This window comes from Pseudoalteromonas sp. 2CM39R, assembly GCF_023161845.1.
Window position 1 is genome coordinate 56,307 of the sequence record NZ_JALNTM010000021.1, and the last position, 24,158, is coordinate 80,464.

Consider the following 24,158-nt stretch of genomic DNA (forward strand, 5'->3'; position numbering starts at 1 on the left):
ACACCAACCAATGTTGCCAAGCAATTAAGTAGAAAAAGGATTAAACCATGAAAAAATTAATTATTGCCGCTGTTATTACATCTGCTGTATCTGTAGCCCCTTTTGCAGATGCTGCGAGTCAAAGTAAACAAGAAACACCAAAAGAAACAGCCATTGGCTTAGGTGCTGGCGCAGTTGTTGGCGGCTTAGTCGGCGGCCCTGTAGGGGCATTTATTGGCGCGTTTGCTGGTGGCTTAATTGGTGAAAAAGAAGCGGCAGACAACACCATTGATGAACAAGCTCACGCATTAGTTGTAATGAAGGAGCAAACCGCTGATTACCAACAAGTGATTGCTGATAACGCCGCCCTAAGTGAGCAGCTTGAATTATTAGCTGACGAAAAAGAGCAGTTACTACAAGCCCAATTGAACACCCTATTGGCGATGACGGTGCAGTTTAAAACCGGCTCTAGCGAAATTGCCCCACACTTTGCTAATCAACTCGACAAAGTCGCGCAGTTATTGATTGCCCAGCCAAATTTGGCTATCGACTTAAATGGCTTTGCAGATCAGCGTGGTGATGAATTGGCTAATTTAATGCTTTCAAAACAGCGTGTAAATGCAGTGCAAAGCTACTTAATTAAACAAGGTGTGCCTCATACGCGCTTAACCGCAACTGCCTTTGGTGAGCAGCAAAGTGTTGCCGATTCAAATAACTACGAAGACAACGTGTTTGACCGCCGTGTAACCTTAACGACACGCCCTGTGTCACAAAGCAGCTTACGTACAGCACAAAGTAACCACTAATTCATCTGTCGATGGAGTGACATATTATGTTGAGTAACCGTACCAAAAGGCTCCTTTTTGGGAGCCTTTTTATCCTCTTATTAGGTTATGCAGTTAATCCTGCATTTGCGGCCAATGCCAGTGCCGAACTGCGTTTTTATGATGACTCAAATAGCCAAGTGTCGTCGGGCTTATTAGTGAAAAACGATGTCACAATGACGCTCACTGGGCTTATTAATCATGTTGTTGTTAAACAACGTTATCAAAACCCGCACCCGTTTGCAGTCAATGCCCGTTATGTCTTTCCGTTACCTGATGAAAGCGCAGTTCATGCCATGCAAATGCAAATTGGTGAGCGCATTATCACCGGTAACATTGCCCTTAAACAGCAGGCTGAACAGCAATTTGTGCAAGCTCAAAAACAGGGAAAACGCGCCGCTTTAGTTCGTCAGCAACGTGCAAATATTTTCTCTACTGATGTGGCAAACCTTGGAGCAGGGGAAGAGATTGAAATTACCTTGCAATACCAAGAGATAATCGGTTTTCGAGATGGTGTGTTTTCACTGCGCTTTCCAACCACTATTACGCCGCGCTACGAACCTTTAACGGCAGAACTACAGCAAAAAGCGGATCTAGAAACAAAAGGCACTGAACAACTGAACGACGCAACAGCTAACACAGCGCAAATGGCATCAGCGTGGCTAAAGCCTGTTTTTCATCGTGCGCAAAGCCAAGAGTCTGATGCGAGCCTAAATCTTGCTATTGCGATGGATATTGGTCTTGAACTCAGTGATATCAGCGCTAATTTAGCGGGCATGCAAATCGATAATCCAAGCTTTGGTCGCTATCAATTATCACTTAATCGTGATGTTCCGATGGATAGAGACTTTGAGCTGACATTTAAACCCCTTGATAAAGCCCACTCACAGGCTGCATTTTTTACCGAAACAGTAGCAGGGCAAGAATATGGTTTACTTATGTTAGTACCGCCAAGCGATCACTTTACCTCGCAAGCTCGACTTCCTCGCGAAATGGTGTTTGTTGTTGATACCTCTGGCTCAATGCATGGCCAATCAATGGAGCAGGCTAAACAAGCCTTGTTTTATGCCCTTTCGTTATTGGATGAAAATGACAGTTTTAACATCATAGGCTTTGATAGCGAAGTGTCGGTATTAAGTGACACGCCAATGATTGCCAATGACTTTAACATTCGCCGTGCAGAGCGCTTTATTTATGGCTTACAAGCTGATGGCGGCACCGAAATAGCAAAAGCACTGACTCAGGTACTTGATGGTAAACAGCATGATGGTTTTGTACGCCAAGTGGTGTTTTTAACCGATGGCAGTGTGGGTAACGAAACGCAGCTATTTAAACAAATTCAAACAGATTTAGGTGACAGCCGACTCTTTACCGTCGGTATTGGTAGCGCGCCTAATAGCTTTTTTATGACCAGAGCTGCTGATATTGGTCGTGGTACATTTACTTTTATAAGTAGCACCAGCCAAGTACAGCCAAAAATGCAGCTACTTTTTGATAAGCTGGCGCATCCCGCTGTTACAGAGCTTGCTCTTGAAGGTGACAAAGCAGCACTTGAGTACTGGCCATCGCCATTACCTGACTTGTATTTTTCAGAGCCGGTTTTGGTTGCCGTGAAGCTTGATGGCAGTCAGCACTTAACATTAAAGGGGCAGACAAACACAGGGCCAATGACGATTAATTTAGCAACAGCCAATGCCGCAAATGGCGAAGGTATCGCTAGACTCTGGGCCAGACAAAAAATTAAATCGCTGCTGCTTTATAACGAAAAACAAACGGTACGCGCAGAAGTCGAAGCATTGGCACTTCAGCATCATTTACTTAGCCCTTTTACGGCCTTTATTGCAGTTGATAACTACGCGGGTAATGAGATTGCAGAGCGTTCAATGCAAGTTAGAAACAAACTTCCTAACGGTATGACGCTACCGCAAACCGACGGACAAAGCCGGGTGTTTATGTTACTTGGGTTGTTGTTGCTTACATTCTCATGGTTATGGCAATGGCGACGCTAAAAAAAGCGCTGCCAGTTTGCAGCGCCTTACTTGGCATCGCATTGTTTGTTAATGGTGGATATATGCAGGCGAAAGCTTGGCTGGCACAGGCATTGATTGAGTCTGCTTGGCAGCAAGCTTTGCAAAGTCCTAATCAGCAAGTAAGGCCTTGGTTTTACGCCGATGGTTATGTCACTGCACACATAAATTGGCCAAGTCAGCAGCAAGAGTTGACTGTACTTGCTGGTGCATCGGGGCGAAACCTCGCGTTTGCACCTGGGCATTTTTTGCCAAGCGGTGAACTTGGCAGCTCAAAAGGGGTGTTAATAGCTGGTCATAACGACACCCACTTTGCATTTCTAAAACATGTCGAAGTGGGTGAGCAGTTCAGTATGCAGTTGCAAAATGGCCAGATTGAACACTATCAAGTTCGCAGCATTGATGTTATTCATCAAAGCGAACAAGGGTTTTTAGCACAATCAGGCCTTTATTTATTAACCTGTTACCCTTTTGACTCCTTAGCTTCAGGGACTGAGTTTAGGCTATTGGTTTCGGCTGATAAATTATCATCGTCTACTTCAACTTTGAGCTCTTGATGACGTTGGCTAACAATAACACCGGCAAATACCACCGCAATACTCACCCATTGCCAAAGTGTCAGTACTTCACCAAGTAGAATGGCAGACAAAATTAACGCAAAAATTGGAATGAGGTTTGAGTAAGCAGCGGCGGTTAACACCGACACTTTACTGATGGCGTAATTGTACATGCCATAGCCACCTAAAGTGACACATGAGCCTAAATATAAAATGCTCAGAAGGGCACTTAAATCGTGCTGATTTTCGCTGGGTAGTTCGATGAAAAATAAAAATGGCGCAAAGAATAAGCTACCGCTAAACCCTTGGATTGCAATTAAAGTAAGTGGTGAGTAACGAGCTACTAGGTGTTTTACGCTCACGGTATAAAACGCGGCGCAAACCATCGCCATTAACTCTAAAAAGTTACCAAGCAGTGGGTTAGGGGCTTGCTCAGTGCTTGGTGATAATAGCGTTAATAAAATACTGCCACCAATACACAAGGTAAAACCAACGACGATGGCTTTACTGATGTACTCTTTTAATATTAAGAGCGCCAAAATAGCGACGATAATTGGTAAACAAGAAACAATTACCCCAGCTTGCGATGCCGAAGTATATTCAAGGGCATGCCCTTCAAATAAATAATAAAAGCAAGGCTCAGCCAGCGACATACCAATTAAGTACTTCCAGTCACCTGGTTTAAACTCAAAGCGGATTATATAGCGCCATAAACATAAGCTAATCAATAACGTGGTTAGCATTCTTAAAAATATCACTAACACAGGATCATAAACATTGATTGCATGCTTTAGAGCAATGTAGGAGCTACCCCATAAAAAGGTCGCGATGATTAAGCATAAACTGGCTGGCATAGGCGTCGCTATTGAGTAAAAAAACGAGAGCGCGATCCTAGCATGAATTTTTTTAACTTGTTCAAAAATCGTTAGCTGGTATATATATACCCAAACTACCTCAATATGCAGAATATAAGAATCAAATGCAAAGGCCACACGTCGTTGTTGTAAAGCTGGGCACAAGCGTGCTGACAGGCGGTACCGACAAATTAGATAAAGCGCACATGGTTGAACTTGTTCGCCAATGTTGCGAGTTAAAAAAGCAGGGTTATCAGGTTGTTTTAGTATCAAGCGGCGCGGTTGCTGCAGGTCGCGAGCAACTCATTACCCCCTGTGGTCGTTCTTTGATTGAAAAACAAATGCTTGCTGCAATCGGTCAAGGGCAACTTATTCATATTTGGCAGAGCTTGTTTGCTTTGTATGGTGTGAATGTTGGACAAATGCTACTGACCCGCGCCGATGTAGAAGACCGTGAACGTTACTTAAATGCCCGCGATACCTTAAATGCACTACTTGCGCACAATGTGGTGCCAATTATTAACGAGAACGACGCCGTGGCAACCGCCGAAATTAAAGTCGGTGATAACGATAACTTATCTGCTTTAGTCGCGATATTAGCGAATGCAGAAAAACTGTTATTGTTAACTGACCAAGAAGGCTTATTTACAGGCGATCCGCGCTCTGATGCTAATGCAACACTTATCAACGAAGTTGAGCATATTAATGATGAGCTAAGAGAGCTCGCTGGTGGCAGTGGCACTACCCTAGGTACCGGTGGTATGGCTACCAAACTTCAAGCGGCCGATATTGCACGTCGCGCCGGTGTTGAGGTAATTATTGCAAAAGGCTCAGGCAAAAATGTGATTTTAAATTGCATGGCCGACAAGCTCCCTGGTACACGCTTTTTAAAACTCACCGCACCAAAAGATGGCCGCAAAAAATGGTTACTTGCAGGACCTAAAAGCACGGGGCAATTAGTGATTGATGATGGCGCAAGCCTTGCTCTTAAAGAGCGTGGTGCAAGCTTACTGGCAAAAGGCGTAAAAACTGTGCGAGGGAAATTTGAACGCGGTGATGTGATTGAAGTAGTGACGTGCCAAGGGCAATGTATAGCCAAAGGCCTTGTTAATTTTAACCATCAAGAAATTGATCAAATTAAGGGCTGTCATTCGTCGCAAATTACCCAGTTGCTTGCATTTGCACCAAGCAGTGAAGTAATTCACCGAGATGATATGATTTTGTTATAGTTTTTTAGTAATTCTGATAAAGTTAACTAAACTAAAGTAATAAGCAGTTTTGGGGGCTTTTTAGATGGCGGCTAACGCTTGCGGACATGACTGGGTTGTAGAAATTACCCAACAAGAAGAAGAGCCTGAGCTCGATCAGGCGCTTATTAATGCCGTGAGTGAACTAGATGAGTTTTCTCGTTTTGCTATTTACATTAACAAGTTTTTCAAACCGGGCTTGCCTGCAAGACTGCTAAATAAAGATTCGGTTATCGAAGAGCTCAGTGAACACGAAGTCAATGAGCTCATCGAAAAAGTCAGTCGCAATAAAATTCGCATCAGTCGCAACTACGGTTTTATTTCTACTTATGTGCCCATTTATTACATGGGCAATGTGGTTGGTGTACTGGTCATTGAGTCTGAAAAAGAGCTTTCAGAGCGCTGTAGCATGCTCGCCATCTACATGCTAAATATCTACGCTAATCAACTTTCGTTACTTTATAAGTCGCAACTTGACCCTTTAACTGAGCTTTTAAACAGGCAAACCTTTGATAAAAAGGTGATTGAAATTGCAGCCGATGCCGCTGTAGATCATGAAAGCCATGAGTCAAAGCAACGTCATTGGTATTTGGCGATGGTCGATATTGACCATTTTAAAAGCGTAAATGACAACTATGGGCACGTTATTGGCGACGAAGTGATCTTGTTAGTAGCGCAGCTATTAAAAAATAATTTTCGAATTGAAGATTTCGTTTTTCGCTACGGCGGCGAAGAGTTTACTGTGTTATTTCAAGCAAGTGACGAGCTCGATGCTCGTAATGCCCTAAATCGTTTTCGAGGCTGTGTGGCAGAATACCCCTTTCCTCAAGTTGGTAACTTAACTGTGAGTAGTGGTTTTATGCCAATTTACGAGTTTGAAATGGTAGCTAGCCTAGTCCAAAAAGCCGATCAGGCCTTGTACCATTCTAAAAACAGTGGTCGTAATTGTGTCACTGCCTATTCAGAGTTAGATATTCAGCAAATCAAACCTCAAGATGATTCTATAGAGCTGTTTTAAGGTGTTGCAGCGCGCTTAGCTGTGTTAAAATTGCCCATTATTTTTTGAGCCACATGAGAAGGTAAGATGAAGTTTGTTCGTTGGTTGTTAGGCCGCATCATTTTGTTTTTTGATTTTGTATTCACACCACGCAGTAAAAAGCGTCCGGCAGCAGAGCAAGCAGCGCTTGACTCAGTGACCTCACAATTTAAGCTTTATCAATTTAAAGCCTGTCCATTTTGCGTGAAGGTACGTCGTGCTATTAAACGCCAAGGTCTATCAGTTGAAACCCGTGACGCTAAAGGTAACGAGCAATTTCGCCAAGAGCTATTAGAGCAGGGCGGCAAAGTGAAAGTGCCTTGTTTACGTATTGAAGAAAACGGCCAAGTAACTTGGTTGTATGAATCAAACGATATCATTGCTTATTTAGATAAAGTCGCGGCATAAAGCGGCTTTTCACTTCGATTATAGCCCGTGCTGTGCTAGCATTTGGGCAAATTTTTAATTGTCTTTTGAGAGATATAACCATGACAATTCGCACCCGTGTTGCTCCGTCACCGACAGGTGACCCGCACCTAGGTACTGCATACATCGCATTATTTAACTACTGTTTTGCTAAGCAGCAAGGCGGTGAGTTTGTGTTACGTATTGAAGATACAGACCAAGTTCGTAGTACGCCAGAATCAGAGCAAGCTATTATGGATAGCTTACAATGGTTAGGCTTAAACTGGGATCACGGTCCAGATGTAGGCGGTGAGTTTGGTCCATACCGTCAATCTGAGCGTAGCGATTTATATAAGAAATTTGCGCATCAGTTAGTCGAACAGGGTAAAGCTTTTTACTGTTTTGCTACGGGCGAAGAACTAGACCAAATGCGTGAAGAGCAAATGGCCGAAGGCCTACGCCCTAAATACGATGGTCGTGGTTTAAATCTTTCTGAAGATGAAATTAAAGCAAACCTTGAAGCGGGTAAGCCTTACGTAATCCGTATGAAGATCCCAAGCGAAGGCACGTTCAAGTTTAACGACTACCTACGTGGCGAAATTGAGATCCCATGGGAAAATGTAGACATGCAAGTGCTACTTAAAGCTGACGGTTTCCCAACTTACTTCCTTGCCAACGTTGTTGATGATCATCATATGCAAATTAGCCACATTTTCCGTGGTGAAGAGTGGATCAATTCAGCGCCTAAGCTATTAAAATTATACGAAGATTTCGGTTGGGAAGCGCCAGTATTAGGTCACTTACCATTACTTCGTAACCCTGATAAGTCAAAGTTATCGAAGCGTAAAAACCCAACTTCAATCAACTATTATAAAGAGATGGGCTACTTACCTGAGGCACTATTAAACTATTTAGGCCGCATGGGTTGGTCAATGCCTGATGAGCGTGAAAAGTTCACGTTAGCAGAGATGATTGAACACTTTGATATGAAACGTGTGTCGCTCGGTGGCCCTATTTTCGACATCGATAAGCTTAGCTGGTTAAATGGTATGTGGATCCGTGAAAACTTATCTGATGCAGAACTAATGCAACGTTTTGTTGATTGGAAATTTAATACTGAGCTATTCGCCAAAGTATTACCAGAAGCAAAAACGCGTATTAACACGCTTTCTGATATGGTTGATCTTGCCGGTCACTTTGTCGGTGGTATTCCAAGCTATGATCCTGCGCTATTAACAGCAGGTAAAGCTGATGAAGATGTAATCCGTCAAGCATTACAGTTCTTCATCTGGCAATTAGAAGGTTTACGCAGTTGGGAAAAACCAGCGATTTTTGCTATCGCAAAAGAAGTGGCGACTTTCCATGAATTGAAGATTAAAGACTTCCTTGAGCCAATCTTTGTGGCTATCACAGGTAAGACATCTTCAACTTCAGTACTTGATGCGATGGAAATTTTAGGTTCTGACTTATCACGTGCTCGTTTACGTGTTGCACTAGCGCACATTGGTGTGTCTAAAAAGCAAGCGAAAAAAATTGAGCGTGCATATCGCGATTATCCACAAGCTTAATCGTAATGTTAGTTTTAAAAACCGAGCTTATATGCTCGGTTTTTTTATATTTAAATCAAAGTTAATGCAGATTTAACTTGTAAATAGGGACTGCTCTAATAGTATTAAACATGCACAATTTATCACTTGTAGATATATCTTAATGAAGCAGTATGAGGTAACTGCAAGCGAGGGATTATTAAAGCTGAGGCGAATGCTTTAGTTAGTTTTCAAGGAGAAAGTGATGTTTAAATACGTATTGGTCTGTTTGGCCATTTTAGGCTTTAGTTTGCCAAGTTTCGCGGCTGATAAACCCAATGTACTTGTTATTTGGGGTGATGATGTTGGTATGTGGAACATTAGTGCCTATCATCGAGGCATGATGGGAGGCAGTACCCCAAACATAGATAGAATTGCTAATGATGGCATGATATTTATGGACCATTATGCACAGGCCTCGTGTACTGCTGGCCGCGCTGCATTTATCACAGGTCAGTATCCTATGCGAACTGGTCTCAGTACGGTAGGGCTTCCTGGCGCGAAGCAAGGCTTGCAAGAGAAAGATCCCACCTTAGCAACTATGCTCAAATCAAAGGGTTATGTCACAGGCCAGTTTGGTAAAAACCATTTAGGTGATCGTGATGAACACTTACCTACAAATCATGGCTTTGATGAATTTTTTGGTATTTTATATCACCTCAATGCCGGTGAGTATCCAGAACAGCAAGACTATCCTCAAGATGCCAAAACACAAGAAAAGTTTGGTTTAAAAATGCGTGGGGTCATTCATTCAAAAGCGCTTGGAAATGGCAAGCAAGAGATTAAAGATCTTGGTCCATTTGGGAAAGAGCGTCAGCGCAATTTAGACCAAGAAGTACTTGTAGAGTCAAAACGCTTTATCCGTGATGCAGTAAAACAAAATAAACCTTTCTTCGTTTGGCACAACACAACTCGTATGCATTACCAAACTAACCTTAATAAAGCTTATGACGGCAAAACTGGCTTTGGTTTATATGCTGATGGTATGGCCGAAATGGATGATGATGTAGGTGAGTTACTTAACTTACTTGATGAACTTAAAGTCGCTGATAACACAATAGTGATGTTTTCTACCGACAACGGTGCCGCATCAAACTCATGGCCAGATGGTGGCAACCAGCCATTTCATGGTGAAAAAGGCGTTGGTGGCTGGGAAGGTGGGTTCAGAGTACCTATGGTTGTTAAATGGCCGGGCCATATTCCTAAAGGTGTGAGCACCGGTGAGTTCATGACAATGGAAGATTGGATGCCAACGATTATGTCGTGGGTTGGTGATAAAGATTTAAAAACTAATTTATTAAAAGGCACCAAGATTAATGGTCAAAAGTATAAGGTTCATTTAGATGGTTTCGATCAAAGTGATATCTTACTAAACAATGGTAAAACAAAGCGTAAAGAGTTCTATTATTTCACCGAAACGACCTTTCATGGAATGCGTTACGGTGACTGGAAGTTAATCTTTACAGAACAAAATCATTGGTTTAGGTCTACACAGCAAGCCCTTACTTCACCTTACATTATTAACCTAAAAATGGATCCATTTGAGCGATTCATTGATGCTAGGGGTTATGATGAGTGGGCAGAAAACCGTAGTTGGATTTTAGGCCCAGCAGGTAATCAAATTGCAGAGTTTGTAAAAACTTTTAAGGCTTTTCCACCTAGCCAAGAAAGTATGTCAGTACAAGTGGGTAGTGTTGCTGAAATGATTTCACAGCAAGCGTTAAACCGCTAAAAACTATAGGCTTTACCAGAACACAAGGTTGCAACATCACAGTCTTGGTAGTCACTGGTAAAGTCTTTACAACTCTCAACTAAGTAGCCGTTACCACCTCTATTAACTACTTCAAGTTTTAACTGCTCAATAGCAATACTATTTACCTCTGTAGGGTTATAACCACCAGATTGTACTGAACGCTTACCAAGACAACTAAGCCCTTCAACATCACCTAAATAATATGCGCCACCTCTCTTTTCTATTTATTGTAAAGAAAAACTAAATATTGATGCTTTCCTGGTAATTTAAATGTTAACAGTGTGTACAAAACGCTACACGAATGTACGTCATTTTTAAAACTTCTTGTGGTTATATTGTAGTCGCAAGCAGTGAAATGGATGTTCACATAGCTTGAATAATTACTCTAACTAACTATCCAGGGGATACTTATGCAAGTGAAAACACTTTCGATTGCTGTTGCCGCAGCTCTCTATAGTGCCAGTGCTGCTCATGCAGTGGGTGTAGATAACAATCAAGTTAAACACCAATTAAAAGCACCTAATATCACATTTGAAGAAGTAAAAGCGTTTAGCAAAGAGTTTAACCAAGGTGACTCTAGCAACATGCTACAAAACGATGGTCTTAACGTTCAGCTAAATAGTAAAGCAAATAAATTCGCTGAAGAAGGCATAGATGGCGAGCATGTTTACATCATTCGTTTACGTGATAATTCAGTAGCGCTAGAAGCACGAGATTTAACCTCGTCATTATCACAATCACTTCAAGCGCAAGGCGTTTCAAAAGTATTTGAGAAAGGTCAAGCGGCGGTCTCTGCCGTAACTGATTATCAAAACAAACTACTTTCAAAACAACGTACTGTAATGCAAAGCGTGACAGCAGTAACGGGCCGCACAGACATGCGCCGTCAATTCACTAAAGCATTGAATGGTTTCTCTGTAAAAATGACAGAGCAAGAAGCGATGCGCGTTGCAGAGCTTGGTGCAGTTGTTTCTGTAATGCGTTCGAAGAATTATGATCTTCTTTCTGATGAAGGCCCTAAGCATATCGGTGCTGATCAAATTTGGGATGGCTCAAGCGTTCCTAGTGGTATCAAGGGTAAAGGTGAAGGCCAAATCGTTGGTATCATCGATACCGGTATTAACTCAGATCACCCTTCATTTGCAGCTGTTGGCGGCGATGGTTACGAGCATGAAAACCCGTTTGGTCCAGGTGTTTATGTCGGTGACTGTGTTGAAGAGCCTGAAGAAATCCAATGTAACAATAAATTAATCGGTGTGCGTTCTTATGATGTGATCACGGATGCATTTGATGCCATGATCCCAGGCTGGCCTGCAATTGGTGAAGATTACCAAGGTCACGGCTCACACGTAGCTTCAACAGCAGCTGGTAACGTGGTCAAAGATGTACCGTTTATGCTTCCGAGCTTTGGTGAAAACACCGATGGTAATATCTTAAAAGAAGGCTTATTCCCTGAAATATCAGGTGTTGCACCGCACGCAAATATCATTGCTTATCAAGTATGTTATCCATCAAGTGACGAATACGCAGGCTGTCCTGGCGAAGCGCTTGTAGCGGGTATTGAAGATGCAATTTCTGATGGTGTTGATGTAATCAACTTCTCAATTGGCGGAGCCGATTCAAATGTGTGGGCCGATCCAGTACAACTTGCATTCTTAGCAGCGCGTGAAGCGGGCATTAACGTTGCCGCGGCAGCAGGTAACAGCGGTCAAGCATGTGGCGCAGCTGAGTGTTTTGGTTACTTAGATAATTCATCACCTTGGCTTGCACAAGTTGCAGCAACAACACATGGTCGCACTGTGGCTGTTGAAACTGCCGTTGAATTTGCTGGCTTTGCTGACGAAACTATGGGTTCAGAAGTACCTAGCTGGTCAGAAACTGGCCTTGTTGGTGGTTCAATTAATAGCGAAGAAATTACCGGTGTTGTTGTTTGGGCTAAAGATTACGAAGACGTAAATGGTTTTAAAGATTACAACGGTTACTGTACAGCAGATTACCCAGAAAATACCTTCAATTTCTACAAAGATGGTACTGAAATCGCGGGCGCGGCTGATGGTAGCACGAATGTTATTGTTATCTGTCAACGTCACGATCCAAATGATTCAGCAGCCAATGCGCGTACTGCAAAAGTTGATCATGTAAAAGCTGGTGGTGCGGATGGTTTCATCATGTTTAACCGTGACCGCGATCAAGGCACTGTGGCTGAAGGTTACTCATTACCAGGTGTTCACTTTACTTATGACCAATGGAATGGTGTTTATCCAGAAGATGGCTTAGAAGATTGGGTAGATAGTTACTCAGAACTTGGTCATATGATCACTATCAAACCAACAGTGATTGAGCGTCGTGTTGATGCAGAAGATGCGGATTGGCTGGCAACATTCTCATCACGTGGTCCATCTTACGATAACATTGAAGTGCTTGCTCCTACGCTCGCTGCTCCTGGTGTTGATATTTACGCGGCTTACTCTGATGAACATCCATTTGTAACGCCACATGGCCAAGATTATGCGTCAATTAGCGGCACGTCGATGGCATCACCACATGTTGCAGGTTCAATGGCGTTACTACGTCAAATTCACCCAGAGTGGACGGCAGCTGAAATTCAATCTGCGCTATCAATGACAGCTGAAAACGTTGTTAAATATCACCGTTTAAACAGCGAAAGCGATGTTGTTGCTGATGCGAAAATCTATCGTTCTGGTGCAGGTCGCATTAATGTGGGATTAGCTGCAAAAGCGGGATTTGTAATGGATGAAACGGCTGATAACTTCTTAGCAGCAGATCCATACAATGGCGGTACACCACATAAACTTAACTTACCAAATCTAGTTAACTTCTCATGTGCACCTGAATGTCAGTGGGTTCGTACAATCAAAGCAACAGAAGATGGCACTTGGACTGTAAGTCACGAAGACGTTGAAAACTGGGCATTTGATGTAAACACACAAACAGCACAAAATGGTGTGAACATCGATATCTTCCCGAAAACTTTCACACTGAAAAAAGGTGAAACACAAACAATCATTGTTAAAGCATCAATCATGGATACTCAAGATTGGTTCAGTAACTCAGAAGTTGAGCTTCATACAAACCTTGTTTTCCAAGCTGAAGAAGCGGATATCCCTGATGCACATTGGCCTGTGGCATTTAAATATGACCGTGGTAACTTACCATCATCATTAGAGACGACAGCTCACTCAAATGTAGGTACTTATGTTGCTAAAGGTATTGTATTACCAAGTGTTGAAGCGCCAGTAGCTCGTGCATATGAGCCTGTAAAAGCAGATATCACTTCTGTAACTCTGCCGAAAGATGATGAGCGTACTTTCCCTTGGGCTATGAACCGTACAGAGGAAGTGGATGCTGCAGATATTTTAGATGAAGCAACATTTACTAAGTTTGTAACTGTGCCAGCTTACTCAAAACGTTTTATTGCTGAAACTGTTGGTGTTGAATCAGAGCTTGAAGGTACTTTGAATGTGGGTAACCCTATCATCTATGTAGGTAAGGACTACAACGGTGATGGAATTGTTCAGCCACAAGATGAAATTTTATGTGTATCTAACCATAAGATTTATAAAAACTTCTGTAATATCAATAATCCAGAAGAGGGTGAGTATTGGGTTGTTGTTTATAACAATAATCAATCGGCTGTAGGCGCGATTGAAGAAACCTTTGATATTGCTACTGCGGTTGTTTCAGACCAAGTTGCAGCAGGTATGACAGCAAGTCTGCCGGGAAGCGATGGTCAAAACACAGTTGAAATGACTGTAGACTGGGACATGGATCTCGATGCAGACAGCGTGTACTACTCACTATTAGATGTAGGTACATCGGCTGTGAACCATGGCAACTTAGGCTCAATTCCATTTAAGCTAAACCGTGGCAATGATGTTGCTCACCTTGATGCGCCGTACACAGGTGCAAAAGTGGGTGATATGGTGCCTTACACATTTGAAGTGTTAGCGAATAACTCTGGTGTAGACCGTGAGTTTTCATTAGAGCTTGATATCCCTGCAGGTCTTGATGTTAAAGCTGAAAATGTAATGGTTTCAACAGCATCAGAAATCAACGTTGAAATTGCTGACGGTAAAGTGATTGTAACGGGCACACAAGCGGATACTCGTGATGTTGAACCTGATTATATCGTGACAGATAACATCACTGATGAAATGTGTCGTACGCCTGATTTTGGTAACTCAAACCCTGGTGGTTATGTCGATTTATCAGAGTTTGGTATCACGCCAATTCTATCTGGTTTCGATGAGAACAACCTTTATAACTCTCGCAGTGGTTATTCATTACCAATCGCAAGCTTCTATAATGGCGCATATGACACATTTAGCCTTTATAACAATGCTGAAAATACTAATATCCAAAACTCGATTATTCAAATTCGTGGTATGGGTACAGTAAATACTAATGGTAGCCGTTACTTCTACCCAGTACATAACCCGTTCCCTTATAACTCATTCCCATATGAGAACATGGGTCCATTATGGCGTGGCTGGGAGTTCACAGACAATGGCTTAGTGCGTTCAGTAATGTCAGTTGGCTTATCGTCTAACGAAGGTATTTCACTAGCAAGTACAGCAACTGGTTGGGGTATTGTTGAGTGGGATAATGCATCTGACTACGATAACCCTGTATATGACCGTACAACAGGCAAATATACTTACACTAAACGTGATAACTCATTTGACTTCCAAGTGTTATTTAATGCAAATACACGCTTTGGTAAAGGTGAGCATGAAATTTACTATGCATACGATAACCTAGACTACGGTTCGACGCGTCCTGCAGGTAGTATCGGCCTACAAGGTTTCCGTGGTGCACAGTATCAATATGGTCCACTTGAAAACTACCGTGGTATCCAAATCGCTTATAACAATCTAGATGAAGTGATCAGCGATGGTTACGTGGTGTGTATGGACTATGTAGGCCCTGAATCATCACAGTTTGAAGTGACTGCATGGGCAGAAGTTATGCCAACAGCTACAGGTCAAACTCTTGAAGTTGCAGCTAAAGCAGCAATTTCAGGTCTGAATGACATGACTTCAACAGCAACACTGGCCATTCCTGGCAACATCACTGTGGTGGCGCTTGATGACATGGTAACAACTGAAGAAACACCGATTAGCTTTGATGTTCATCACATTGATGAAAAGAACTCGAAGAATGAAATCTCGGTAATTTCTGACGATGTAACCTATGAAGTTGATGGCGATACAGTAACGATTACACCAAATGAGAACTTCTCTGGTGAGACCGAAGTAACTGTTATGGTATCTGATATTGAATACCCATCAGATGCTGCAAGCACAACCTTTATGCTAACAGTTGAAGCTGTTAATGATGCACCTGTTGTTGTTGTTGAAGCAAGCTCACAAGAGGTCGAAGAAGGCAGCGTTATTACTTTAGATGCATCAGCATCACATGATTTAGATAATGACGAGCTAACTTTCTCATGGGAAGGCCCAGGTACAATCGCAAGCCCAACATCAGCAATCACTGAAGTATCAGGTTTAACAGCTGGTGAGCATCAGTTTACTGTAACGGTAAGTGATGGTGTTGAACCGATGGAACTAGGTGTAGCTGTGACGGTAACGGCACAAGAAACAACTGTTGTTCCTGAAGAAAAAGCTAAATCATCAAGTGGTTCACTTGCATGGTTAACAGTTCTATTAGCTGGTTTTGCAGGTGTTCGTCGCCGTGTAAAACGAGGCTAAGTACTCCCTAAGTATGTTATGTGACAAAGGGCCTTCGGGCCCTTTTTTTTGGTCTATAAAATTTTAATAACCAAAAAGAATAACTAACAACTGAAAACCTATGTAGCAAAATGTACAGGCTATTTTATATTTTTTTCAGTGTGTTAGTTTGAAGATAGGGCGTAAATTAACAGTCTACGCCGCTTTGTTGGTCAAAAAAATTATACAATAAAGCGCGCAAGCGATATGATCGTCCCGGATTAAGTAAAGACTAAAGACTTTTTGGTAGTATTAAGTTGTTATAGTAACTGTTATTTATGACATAAAGGTGAATTGCGTTAATGAAGAAATTGTTTGGCTTAGTATGTTGTTTAACTGCATCAACTGCGTTTGCGCAGGCTGATGTTAAACAACCACAATTAATTAAAAAGTCGACAATACATGCCAGTATCACAGTGGGGTATGGGGGCATTGAAAACCCGGTACTTGATGCTGATGATGTCACTTCGCCAATTCTGCCAAGCTTTGCTTATTACGGTGATAACTGGTATTTCGATGATTTCTCTGTTGGCTACAGTCTATATGAAACAGAGAACTTCTACGTTGATCTACTGGGGCGCTTTAATGACGATGGCTTTTTCTTTGAGCTGGATGGGGTAGATAAACTCTATGCCACAGGTGTTGTTCGTTCGAGTTCAGGGCGACCGACATTACCCACTGCATCACCAATTAATTTAACACCTATAGAACGCGACCTTTCTTACATGGCAGGGTTATCATCGGCAGTAAACGTGTATGATAATATCTGGTTAAGTGCTGCGTATGTGCACGATGTAACCAATGTTCATAATGGTTATGAAATAATGTTCAACGGCTATCATGTATTTGAATTGTTTTCTGGTACTGCAGGGCTTGAAGCGGGTATTAATTACAAAAATGAAGAGCTGATCGATTATTACTACACGGTTAATCCGTCAGAAAGCAAAACGCGTTTACTAAGCTACAATTTAGAAAGTGCCACGAACTACTACTTAAAAGTAAGTTACGAATATCCGATCAGCGACAGTTTCAGTCTTGATTTCAAACTTAAACATACTTGGCTTGATAGCAACTTAGCTAACTCACATATGATCAATAAAAACGGTTATTTTTCAGGTTTTACGGGAATTACTTACCACTTTTAGGCCAACGAATGCTGATCTCTGCACCGCCTGTTTGCGAACTGTTAGCCAAGCTAATTTTACCGCCATGCCAGCTGGCAATACGATGCACGATATAAAGCCCTAATCCATACCCACTCGCTAGTTTATCGCCTTCACCTTGTTTAAAAGGCTCAATCAACGCATCCGCATTAATTGGTAAGCCAGGTCCATCGTCTGTAATACTTATACTGTAATAGCCCGCTTGTTCTGTGCTACTTATATGGATTGTGTGTTTTGCGTATTTTGTGGCGTTGATCAGTAAATTTTGTACCGCGATTGCCATAAAGCTTGCTTCGCAATAGGCTGTGTCTACTTCAAAGGCTGGTATGAATTCGAGTTCTTTGTATAAATCGAATTTAGCAATTTCTGTGTTGATCAGTTTAGCTAAGTTAACTTTCTCCTGATTAAAAACACTTTGCTGGTGCTCTAAGCGAGCGAATGATAAGTACTGCTCTAGACGTAATTCAATCTCATCAATATCACGCTCAATTTGTCTACCTTCTTGAGATTCCAAATCGGCAATCGACAAAGCAAATCGCATACGGGTAAGGGGAGTGCGAATTTCATGAGAAATAATACGCGATAAGTCATTATGTAGCTGAACAAACTTATTGATGCGCTCAGACATATGGGTGAAGGTGCTGGCTAATGGCGCAATAGATGAATTTGGTTTTATATCAAGCTCTATACGTTGCGGTTTCTTACTAAAACGATGAGCTGCGCGTTGTAATAAGCTCAAATCGCGAAATACTGGGCGAATGAATAATAAGATCATCGCACCAAGTAAAAAGTAAAAGGCAAAAAATGCAAGCCAGTCAGTTTTTGTTTGCGAAATCAAAGATATGGGGCCAACTTTTTGGATGCTACCGTTATTGCCTTTGAGGTATATATACTGCTGATTGTTTTCGGTGACGCTGATAATGCCATCTTTATCGAATTTGGCTTTTAATGAATCAGGTAAAACAAGCTCGTTTTGGTTAAAGGAGTTGATCCTAGATTCTTTTTGCTCAGCTATTTGAGCAAGTTCAGCAACACTTATTTGCACACTCGGTATGTGCTCAGAAAAAAACTGATTATAAAGCTGGCCAAAAGCTAAAACTAAGGCAATTAAGCTTACCGTGATAATTAAGTAAAGCTTAAAAAATTGCTGCTTCATATTTTTGAAATATCCAAGCTGTATCCTTTACCTCGTACAGACTTGATATCTAGGGTTTCTTTTTGCTCGCTAATGGTTTCTTTTAGCTTTTTACGTAAACGGCTAATTTTTAAGTCAATAGCTCGGTCAAGTCCGTCATACTCACGGCCTATAACATGCTTGAATAATACCTCTCGAGAAACCGGTTCTGGGGTGTTTTTTGCAAGGTAGGCAATGATCTCAAATTCACTTTCATTGAGATTCAATGCTGTATTATGAAAATAGATATCGCGTTTTTTGTTATCAATACGCAAGATATCAATTTGGTGTGAAAAGTTATCTTGGCCAACGGTGTGGGCGATAATCGTTTTAACTTTGGCGAGTAACAGTTCAGGCTTAATGGGTTTTACAAGGTAGTCGTAAGCACCTAGGTTTAAGCCCTTAATTTGTGATTGCACAGAATCCAGTGCTGTTAGAAAAATAACAGGGCAACTGTACTTTTCTTTCAATTGAGAAATTAGCTCAAAACCATTGCCATCCGGTAGCATCACATCACAGATGATCAATGAAGGCATAAAGGTAATTTCACTGCTACGGTACGCTTCTGCAGTATTAAATACATCTATGGTATAGCCATGCTTTAACAAAAACGTTTGTATTAAGCTTGCTAATTTCACATCATCTTCAATTAAAAAAATATGCTGCATTATAAACTCCAGCCAAAGCGCCGTTTTATTCGGTAATCTTTAGCTTCATAGCTTGCTATTGACAGTAGTTGTTGCTTAACAACTTGATTACTCAATGGATTAATTAATTTCACTGTAAGCGGATGCTCAGTCTTAACCGTTAATTTCTCGATAATTAAACCACCTTGTTTGTAACACTGCGTATATTGAGGACGCTGAGTTATTTCTAAACAAAGTTCTTTAAAGGGATCAACACGAAAATGAATCTGTATATTAAACTCACAGGCTTTTTGTTTTGCATCTGTCACACACACGGTGGGTGAGACTTTAAAAAAAGGTTGCTCGGGACTGTCATCGCTTAAACAAAGCGACGAAAAACAAAGACAAAAAAACAGTAATAGCCAACTAAATCGGTTTATCATTTAACCAAGTCTCTGTTTTTTAGAAGTCTTTTCTTCAAAGTAACAATAACCATCGAAAGCTGATGTAACCTGCCCAACTCACTTTGAGTACTCATTTTTTTGCCGTTTATTATAATTATTATTTATGCAGCCTATGTGTGGCGATTACACGATAAAAAAGCGTGTCTATCATACCTCATTTATCGTTATAGCTACAAATAGGTGCTATGCAAAGCCAGTAATTTCAACCTATTGGCGTATTTTCTTTATATTCTAAAGTTAGCTTGTTGTTTTAAAAGGGAAACTGAATTTATATTTAGTTTTAGCTAATAGTTTTTCACTAAATTTAGTTGGACCTTAGTCTTTACTATTCTGCGTTATTTGTTAATTGTTTCGTACAAATTGATACATTTTAAATTTAGCTTGTCAAAACCACTATTTTAGCTCATGCATTTAAACATATGCTGAGCGCGTGATTAATAATTAACAGATTCGACCTCTATTTTCATTTTATCTGGTAGTATAGTCAGGTTATAAGTAGTTTAAGCAGTGAACAATTATGTTAAGTCCTTATTATCAGCAACATGCTGATTACGTTTCTATCTCACGTGAGCAAGGCTGTCGTTTTGCCAAGTTAGTGGCTGATGATTTCAATCCGTTACATGATAAAGATGCCAAAAAGTTTTGTGTGCCGGGCGATTTACTTTTTTCGCTGGTTTTAAACCGCTATGGCATCAGTGAAAAAATGGAATTCACGTTTGCAGGCATGGTTGATGAAAATTCAAAGCTGACTTTCCCAGAAGGTGCTGATGAGTTTGCGATCACCGATGGCGAAAAAGTCATGCTAAAAGTGAAACGAGAAGGGGCTGTTAGCCAATGTCCTGAGTTAACAAATAGCTTAATCAAAAACTATGTTGAGTTTTCTGGCACGACCTTCCCGCATGTGATTATTCCATTGATGGGGAAGCAGGATGTGATGATCAATCCAGCGCGTCCAATGGTGATTTACGAATCAATGCTGATTAACCTTGACCGTCTTGATATCAGCGCACCTGAGTTAGAGTTTGCTGAGCCTGATTTTGAGTTTACTGGCAAACGCGGCAAAATCACGCTTCGCTTTAACCTGTTAGAAAATGGCGAAAAAGTAGGGGCGGGTGAAAAACACATGCTTGTGTCTGGAATTCGTGACTATTGCCAAGCAACGGTTGATGACTTAATTAGTTTTTATAATCAACGTAAAGAGTCGCTAAAACCAGCGTAATCTTTACATTTGCTACAAAGGGCGCTGATTGCGCCTTTTTTGTTGCTGGCGTTCCGCGTACAATAGCGCTTTTATAGCCAAATGTACTTCAGACTATGTCAGTAGCGACCTTTTCAGAGTTAAATCTTGCCCCTGCATTGCTAACAGCCTTGCAAGAAGAGAATTATCACACCCCCACAGCAATTCAAGCGCAAACAATCCCACTTATTTTAGCGGGTGCTGATGTAATGGGCAGTGCGCAAACGGGAACGGGCAAAACCGCCGCGTTTGTTTTACCACTACTGCACAATTTGCTATCTGCTGAAGTACTCCCTGATGCTGTTAAAGTCCTAATTTTAACGCCGACCCGAGAGCTCGCTCAGCAAGTATTTGCAAGTGTAGAGCGTTATGCTGCACACACGCAGATAAAAGCAGCACTGGCTTATGGCGGTGCTAGTATTGGCCCACAAATTAAAGCCATAAAAGGGGCGCAGGTTGTAGTGGCAACACCTGGGCGTTTACTTGATCATGTGATCAAAGGCAGTATTAAGCTTTCAAGTATCAATGCGCTGGTATTTGATGAAGCTGATCGCATGCTTGATATGGGCTTTATTGACGAAATTAAACGCATCTTGCGCCATGTGCCAAAAGAACGTCAAACTTTACTTTTTTCAGCCACATTTGACGACAGCATCTTTAAACTCAGTAAGCAGTTATTAAATGATCCTAAATTAGTTGAAGTGAATAAACGCAACTCAGCAGCGGTTGAAGTTGAGCAGCTAGTATATGCGGTTGATGAAGACCGTAAACGCGAGCTGGTATCACACATGATTGGCATGAAAAATTGGCAGCAAGTACTTATATTCACTCGTACTAAACAAACCGCCGATGTGCTTGCTAAAGAAATGTGTAAAGACGGCTTAAAAACCGAATCTATTCATGGCGATAAAAGCCAAGGTGCGCGTGATAAAGCACTGCAAAATTTTAAATCAGGTGCGACAAGAGTACTGGTTGCGACAGATGTTGCTGCGCGTGGTCTTGATATTGCCTCACTCAAGTATGTGATTAACTATGAGTTGCCTTATGTGGCTGAGGACTACGTACACCGTATTGGTCGAACAGGACGTGCTGGCGAGAAAGGGATGGCGATGTCGCTGGTTAGCATCGATGAGCAGTGGCTATTGGACGAAATAGATATCTTACTCGACACGAGACTCACGCCGCAGTGGTTACCAGGATATGAGCCTGATTTAACCAAAGAGCCAAAGCAAGTTCGTAAAAATACTAATAAGGCACGTCGCTCTCGTGATAAAAAACGTATTTTAGGGCAAAAAAGTAGGAGACGCTCCTAAATCTGGCATATATTTATACTATCCTCCGGCTAAAGTTGAGAGTTTAGTATGTTAGAAGAGAATAAATGGACCTTCCGCCGCGCTGATAAACAGTTCTCCTTAGAAAAGTGGCAGAAAACAATTGATCTCATGACCGAGTTGTTTTCTGCTCCCGCAGGTTTTATCGTTCATAAAACAGATGATGTCTATCGTATTATCGTCTCCAGTGAGCAACAAGAAAATCCCTATGATGCCGGGGCTGAATTAAGCGCCGACGATAATATCTTCTGCAAAAAAGTACTGCGTGACATGGCACCGCTTTATGTTGATCACGCAAGCCAAGATAGTCAATGGGATGACAGCCCACTGGTAAAAGATGGTTTTGAGTCTTATCTTGGGGTGCCGATTAGCTGGCCAAGTGGTGATCCGTTTGGCACCTTTTGTGTTATGGATTTTAAACAAACCCATTATCAACAGAGCTTTTTAGAACTAATCGAGCAGCTTCGCGATATGGTTGAAGATGACCTTGCACTGTTAGACAACTTTACGCAAATGCGTGAAATTGCCATGCTTGACTCACTCACTAATATTTATAATCGCCGTGCAATAGACCTCCTTTGCCAACATAAATTAAATATATCGAAACGACTTGGTTTTGATATTAGTTGTCTATTTATCGATATAAACAGCTTTAAACCACTCAATGATACCTATGGCCATGAAGTAGGCGATCTCGCGCTGATTTGTTTAGCTGACACCATGAAAGAATGCCTACGTGAAACCGATATTATCGGCCGCTTAGGGGGCGATGAGTTTATTGCGTTATTGCAAGTTCAGCCCGGTGATTGCATAGACAGCATCGCTGATAAGCTCAATACCACCTATCAATCTAATTTAGAAAAGCGGGGCATTCCAGTTACAAGTTTAAGTATTGGTTCAGGGGTAATAGCTCAGCCAAAAGAAAACTTTGCTGAGCTATTAAAACGAGCTGATGAAGATATGTATGAGAAAAAGCAAGCCTCCAAGGCTGCACGTTAAGCTATTTGCTTCTCAGCTAGGTTTAATTCCATGGTTGCTTTAAGTAAACGGTAAAGGTTAATTGACGCATCAATTTCTTCTTTACGGTTGGTTAAGCTCTCAATATTTAAACCTAGCGGTACATCTAAATGTGCGCAGCTTTGTAAAATTAAGTCGAGATTCTCACGGCAAATTCGCACTGATTCACTCAATGTATTTGCCGAATCTAACATGCGGTACTTGGTAGCCTCAGGCACTGAAATACCTAACCATTCCATAAATTCTAAGGTTTTTTCACCACCACAAGGGGTAAACGTCAGAATAATGCGTTTTGGTGTTGTGCCTTGTGCTTTACAGCTACGCGCATAGCTGGTGATCAAATCAATCGTTGCTTGGGCATTGTAAACGGCTTGTGAGATGAAAAACTTACAACCTTGTGCTGTTTTTTCAACTAAACGCTCATGTTCATTACGTTTGCTAGCGTGTCGCTCGGCAATAGTAACACCACCTAAAAATACATCACTGTTCTGCTTTGCCAGTGTTTTATATGCATCAGGTAGGCTTAATTTGATGTCGCCATGAGATGATGGACTACCCACCAACACTAAGTTTTTTAGTTCAAAGTCATTGCGTGTTTCGTTTAACCACTCGGTAAATTCTGCTTCACCACGCTGGGCTACGCTCTTATATGTGATCACATCAAGTTGCGACAAGCTGCGAAGTAATTGACTGTATTCACGAGGATCTACCGTTTCTTTAAACGGAAAAGGACGCGGCTTTGCAATACGGCTACTCTCATCTTGAATGTCGTAGATGATTACACCGTCGTATTCAATTTCGTGTAAACGACCAAGTAGCTTCTGAGCAATGGTCTCAAGCTGTGCTTTATCAGTACCTGACTTTGGTGGTGTGGTACCAATTAGGTAGACGCCTTGATTGGTGTCTTCAATTTTCTCTTGTAATGATAAAGCCATAATCCTCATTCCAGCTCGTGCTAATGTCAATGACAAATAATATAGCAGCCATTTAGACGTCTAGATAGATTTTTTTCTTGAAAGTTTTTCAATGACTATGAATTTTACTCAAGTTTAAAGCTGAGCGTTTCGCAAAATTGACACACCTGTTTACATAAATTATTGCTCTGACCCTCATATTTTCTGGCGCTTT

18 protein-coding genes are annotated in these 24,158 nt (G+C 41.5%); 13 read left to right on the forward strand and 5 right to left on the reverse strand.

Annotated features, from left to right (window positions below):
* Window positions 1-47 precede the first annotated feature (47 nt).
* Genes pdsO through MTF66_RS31130 form a run of 3 tightly spaced genes read left to right on the forward strand, consistent with a single transcriptional unit; the run spans window position 48 to window position 3,387 of the window.
* The gene (pdsO, locus tag MTF66_RS31120; RefSeq protein WP_248529573.1) at window positions 48-785 is read left to right on the forward strand and encodes a sortase-associated OmpA-like protein PdsO; all 738 of its coding nucleotides are present in this window, start codon (window positions 48-50) and stop codon (window positions 783-785) included.
* 26 nt (window positions 786-811) lie between these two features.
* Window positions 812-2,812 carry a marine proteobacterial sortase target protein gene (locus tag MTF66_RS31125; RefSeq protein WP_248529574.1) on the forward strand — a complete coding sequence of 667 codons (2,001 nt, stop codon included), beginning with the start codon at window positions 812-814 and terminating at the stop codon, window positions 2,810-2,812.
* Complete coding sequence (locus MTF66_RS31130) at window positions 2,800-3,387, forward strand: class GN sortase (RefSeq protein ID WP_248529575.1); 588 nt, start codon at window positions 2,800-2,802, stop codon at window positions 3,385-3,387. Before MTF66_RS31125 ends, MTF66_RS31130 begins: the two co-directional genes overlap by 13 nt.
* Here the strand turns inward: MTF66_RS31130 and MTF66_RS31135 are convergent.
* On the reverse strand, window positions 3,294-4,241 hold the full coding sequence (locus MTF66_RS31135) for a DMT family transporter (protein ID WP_248529576.1): 948 nt from the start codon (window positions 4,239-4,241) through the stop codon (window positions 3,294-3,296). The genes MTF66_RS31130 and MTF66_RS31135 overlap by 94 nt on opposite strands.
* A gap of 125 nt (window positions 4,242-4,366) precedes the next feature.
* On the opposite strand from MTF66_RS31135, the gene proB reads away from it, so the two are divergent.
* The 7 genes from proB to MTF66_RS31170 all read left to right on the forward strand — a co-directional run bounded on the left by proB (window position 4,367) and on the right by MTF66_RS31170 (window position 17,163).
* Window positions 4,367-5,470: a glutamate 5-kinase gene (gene proB, locus MTF66_RS31140; RefSeq protein WP_248529577.1), complete on the forward strand. Its 1,104-nt coding sequence runs from the start codon at window positions 4,367-4,369 to the stop codon at window positions 5,468-5,470.
* A 64-nt stretch (window positions 5,471-5,534) separates the two neighbouring features.
* Window positions 5,535-6,506, forward strand: coding sequence for a GGDEF domain-containing protein (locus tag MTF66_RS31145; RefSeq protein WP_248529578.1), 972 nt, complete (start codon window positions 5,535-5,537; stop codon window positions 6,504-6,506).
* Between the two features lie 66 nt (window positions 6,507-6,572).
* Entirely contained in the window at window positions 6,573-6,932 is a 360-nt protein-coding gene (locus MTF66_RS31150) for a glutathione S-transferase N-terminal domain-containing protein (RefSeq protein WP_054560852.1), read from the forward strand.
* Between the two features lie 80 nt (window positions 6,933-7,012).
* A complete protein-coding gene (gltX, locus tag MTF66_RS31155; protein ID WP_248529579.1) occupies window positions 7,013-8,497 on the forward strand; it encodes a glutamate--tRNA ligase in 1,485 nt (494 codons plus the stop codon).
* 223 nt (window positions 8,498-8,720) lie between these two features.
* On the forward strand, window positions 8,721-10,247 hold the full coding sequence (locus tag MTF66_RS31160; RefSeq protein WP_248529580.1) for an arylsulfatase: 1,527 nt from the start codon (window positions 8,721-8,723) through the stop codon (window positions 10,245-10,247).
* 431 nt (window positions 10,248-10,678) lie between these two features.
* Complete coding sequence (locus MTF66_RS31165) at window positions 10,679-16,000, forward strand: S8 family serine peptidase (protein ID WP_248529581.1); 5,322 nt, start codon at window positions 10,679-10,681, stop codon at window positions 15,998-16,000.
* 320 nt (window positions 16,001-16,320) lie between these two features.
* Entirely contained in the window at window positions 16,321-17,163 is an 843-nt protein-coding gene (locus tag MTF66_RS31170) for a MipA/OmpV family protein (protein WP_248529582.1), read from the forward strand.
* On the opposite strand, the gene MTF66_RS31175 is transcribed toward MTF66_RS31170, so the two are convergent.
* From MTF66_RS31175 to MTF66_RS31185, 3 genes are read right to left on the reverse strand one after another with little or no spacing between them, the layout of a single operon-like run.
* Window positions 17,147-18,337 (reverse strand): ATP-binding protein, encoded by a 1,191-nt coding sequence (locus MTF66_RS31175; RefSeq protein WP_248529583.1) that lies wholly within the window; start codon window positions 18,335-18,337, stop codon window positions 17,147-17,149. The genes MTF66_RS31170 and MTF66_RS31175 overlap by 17 nt on opposite strands.
* Window positions 18,334-19,023, reverse strand: a complete 690-nt coding sequence (locus MTF66_RS31180; RefSeq protein WP_248529584.1) for a response regulator transcription factor — start codon at window positions 19,021-19,023, stop codon at window positions 18,334-18,336. Before MTF66_RS31180 ends, MTF66_RS31175 begins: the two co-directional genes overlap by 4 nt.
* Window positions 19,023-19,424, reverse strand: a complete 402-nt coding sequence (locus MTF66_RS31185) for a DUF3019 domain-containing protein (RefSeq protein WP_282454216.1) — start codon at window positions 19,422-19,424, stop codon at window positions 19,023-19,025. The genes MTF66_RS31180 and MTF66_RS31185 overlap by 1 nt, the downstream gene beginning before the upstream one ends.
* A 538-nt stretch (window positions 19,425-19,962) precedes the next feature.
* On the opposite strand from MTF66_RS31185, the gene MTF66_RS31190 reads away from it, so the two are divergent.
* The 3 genes from MTF66_RS31190 (at window position 19,963) to MTF66_RS31200 (ending at window position 23,012) form a co-directional block, all read left to right on the forward strand.
* Window positions 19,963-20,664: a DUF3581 domain-containing protein gene (locus tag MTF66_RS31190; RefSeq protein ID WP_054560843.1), complete on the forward strand. Its 702-nt coding sequence runs from the start codon at window positions 19,963-19,965 to the stop codon at window positions 20,662-20,664.
* A 95-nt stretch (window positions 20,665-20,759) separates the two neighbouring features.
* The gene (locus MTF66_RS31195; protein ID WP_248529586.1) at window positions 20,760-21,995 is read left to right on the forward strand and encodes a DEAD/DEAH box helicase; all 1,236 of its coding nucleotides are present in this window, start codon (window positions 20,760-20,762) and stop codon (window positions 21,993-21,995) included.
* A 48-nt stretch (window positions 21,996-22,043) separates the two neighbouring features.
* Complete coding sequence (locus MTF66_RS31200) at window positions 22,044-23,012, forward strand: sensor domain-containing diguanylate cyclase (protein WP_175080312.1); 969 nt, start codon at window positions 22,044-22,046, stop codon at window positions 23,010-23,012.
* On the opposite strand, the gene MTF66_RS31205 is transcribed toward MTF66_RS31200, so the two are convergent.
* Window positions 23,009-23,965 carry a methylenetetrahydrofolate reductase gene (locus tag MTF66_RS31205; RefSeq protein ID WP_175082936.1) on the reverse strand — a complete coding sequence of 319 codons (957 nt, stop codon included), beginning with the start codon at window positions 23,963-23,965 and terminating at the stop codon, window positions 23,009-23,011. The genes MTF66_RS31200 and MTF66_RS31205 overlap by 4 nt on opposite strands.
* Window positions 23,966-24,158: the final 193 nt, after the last annotated feature.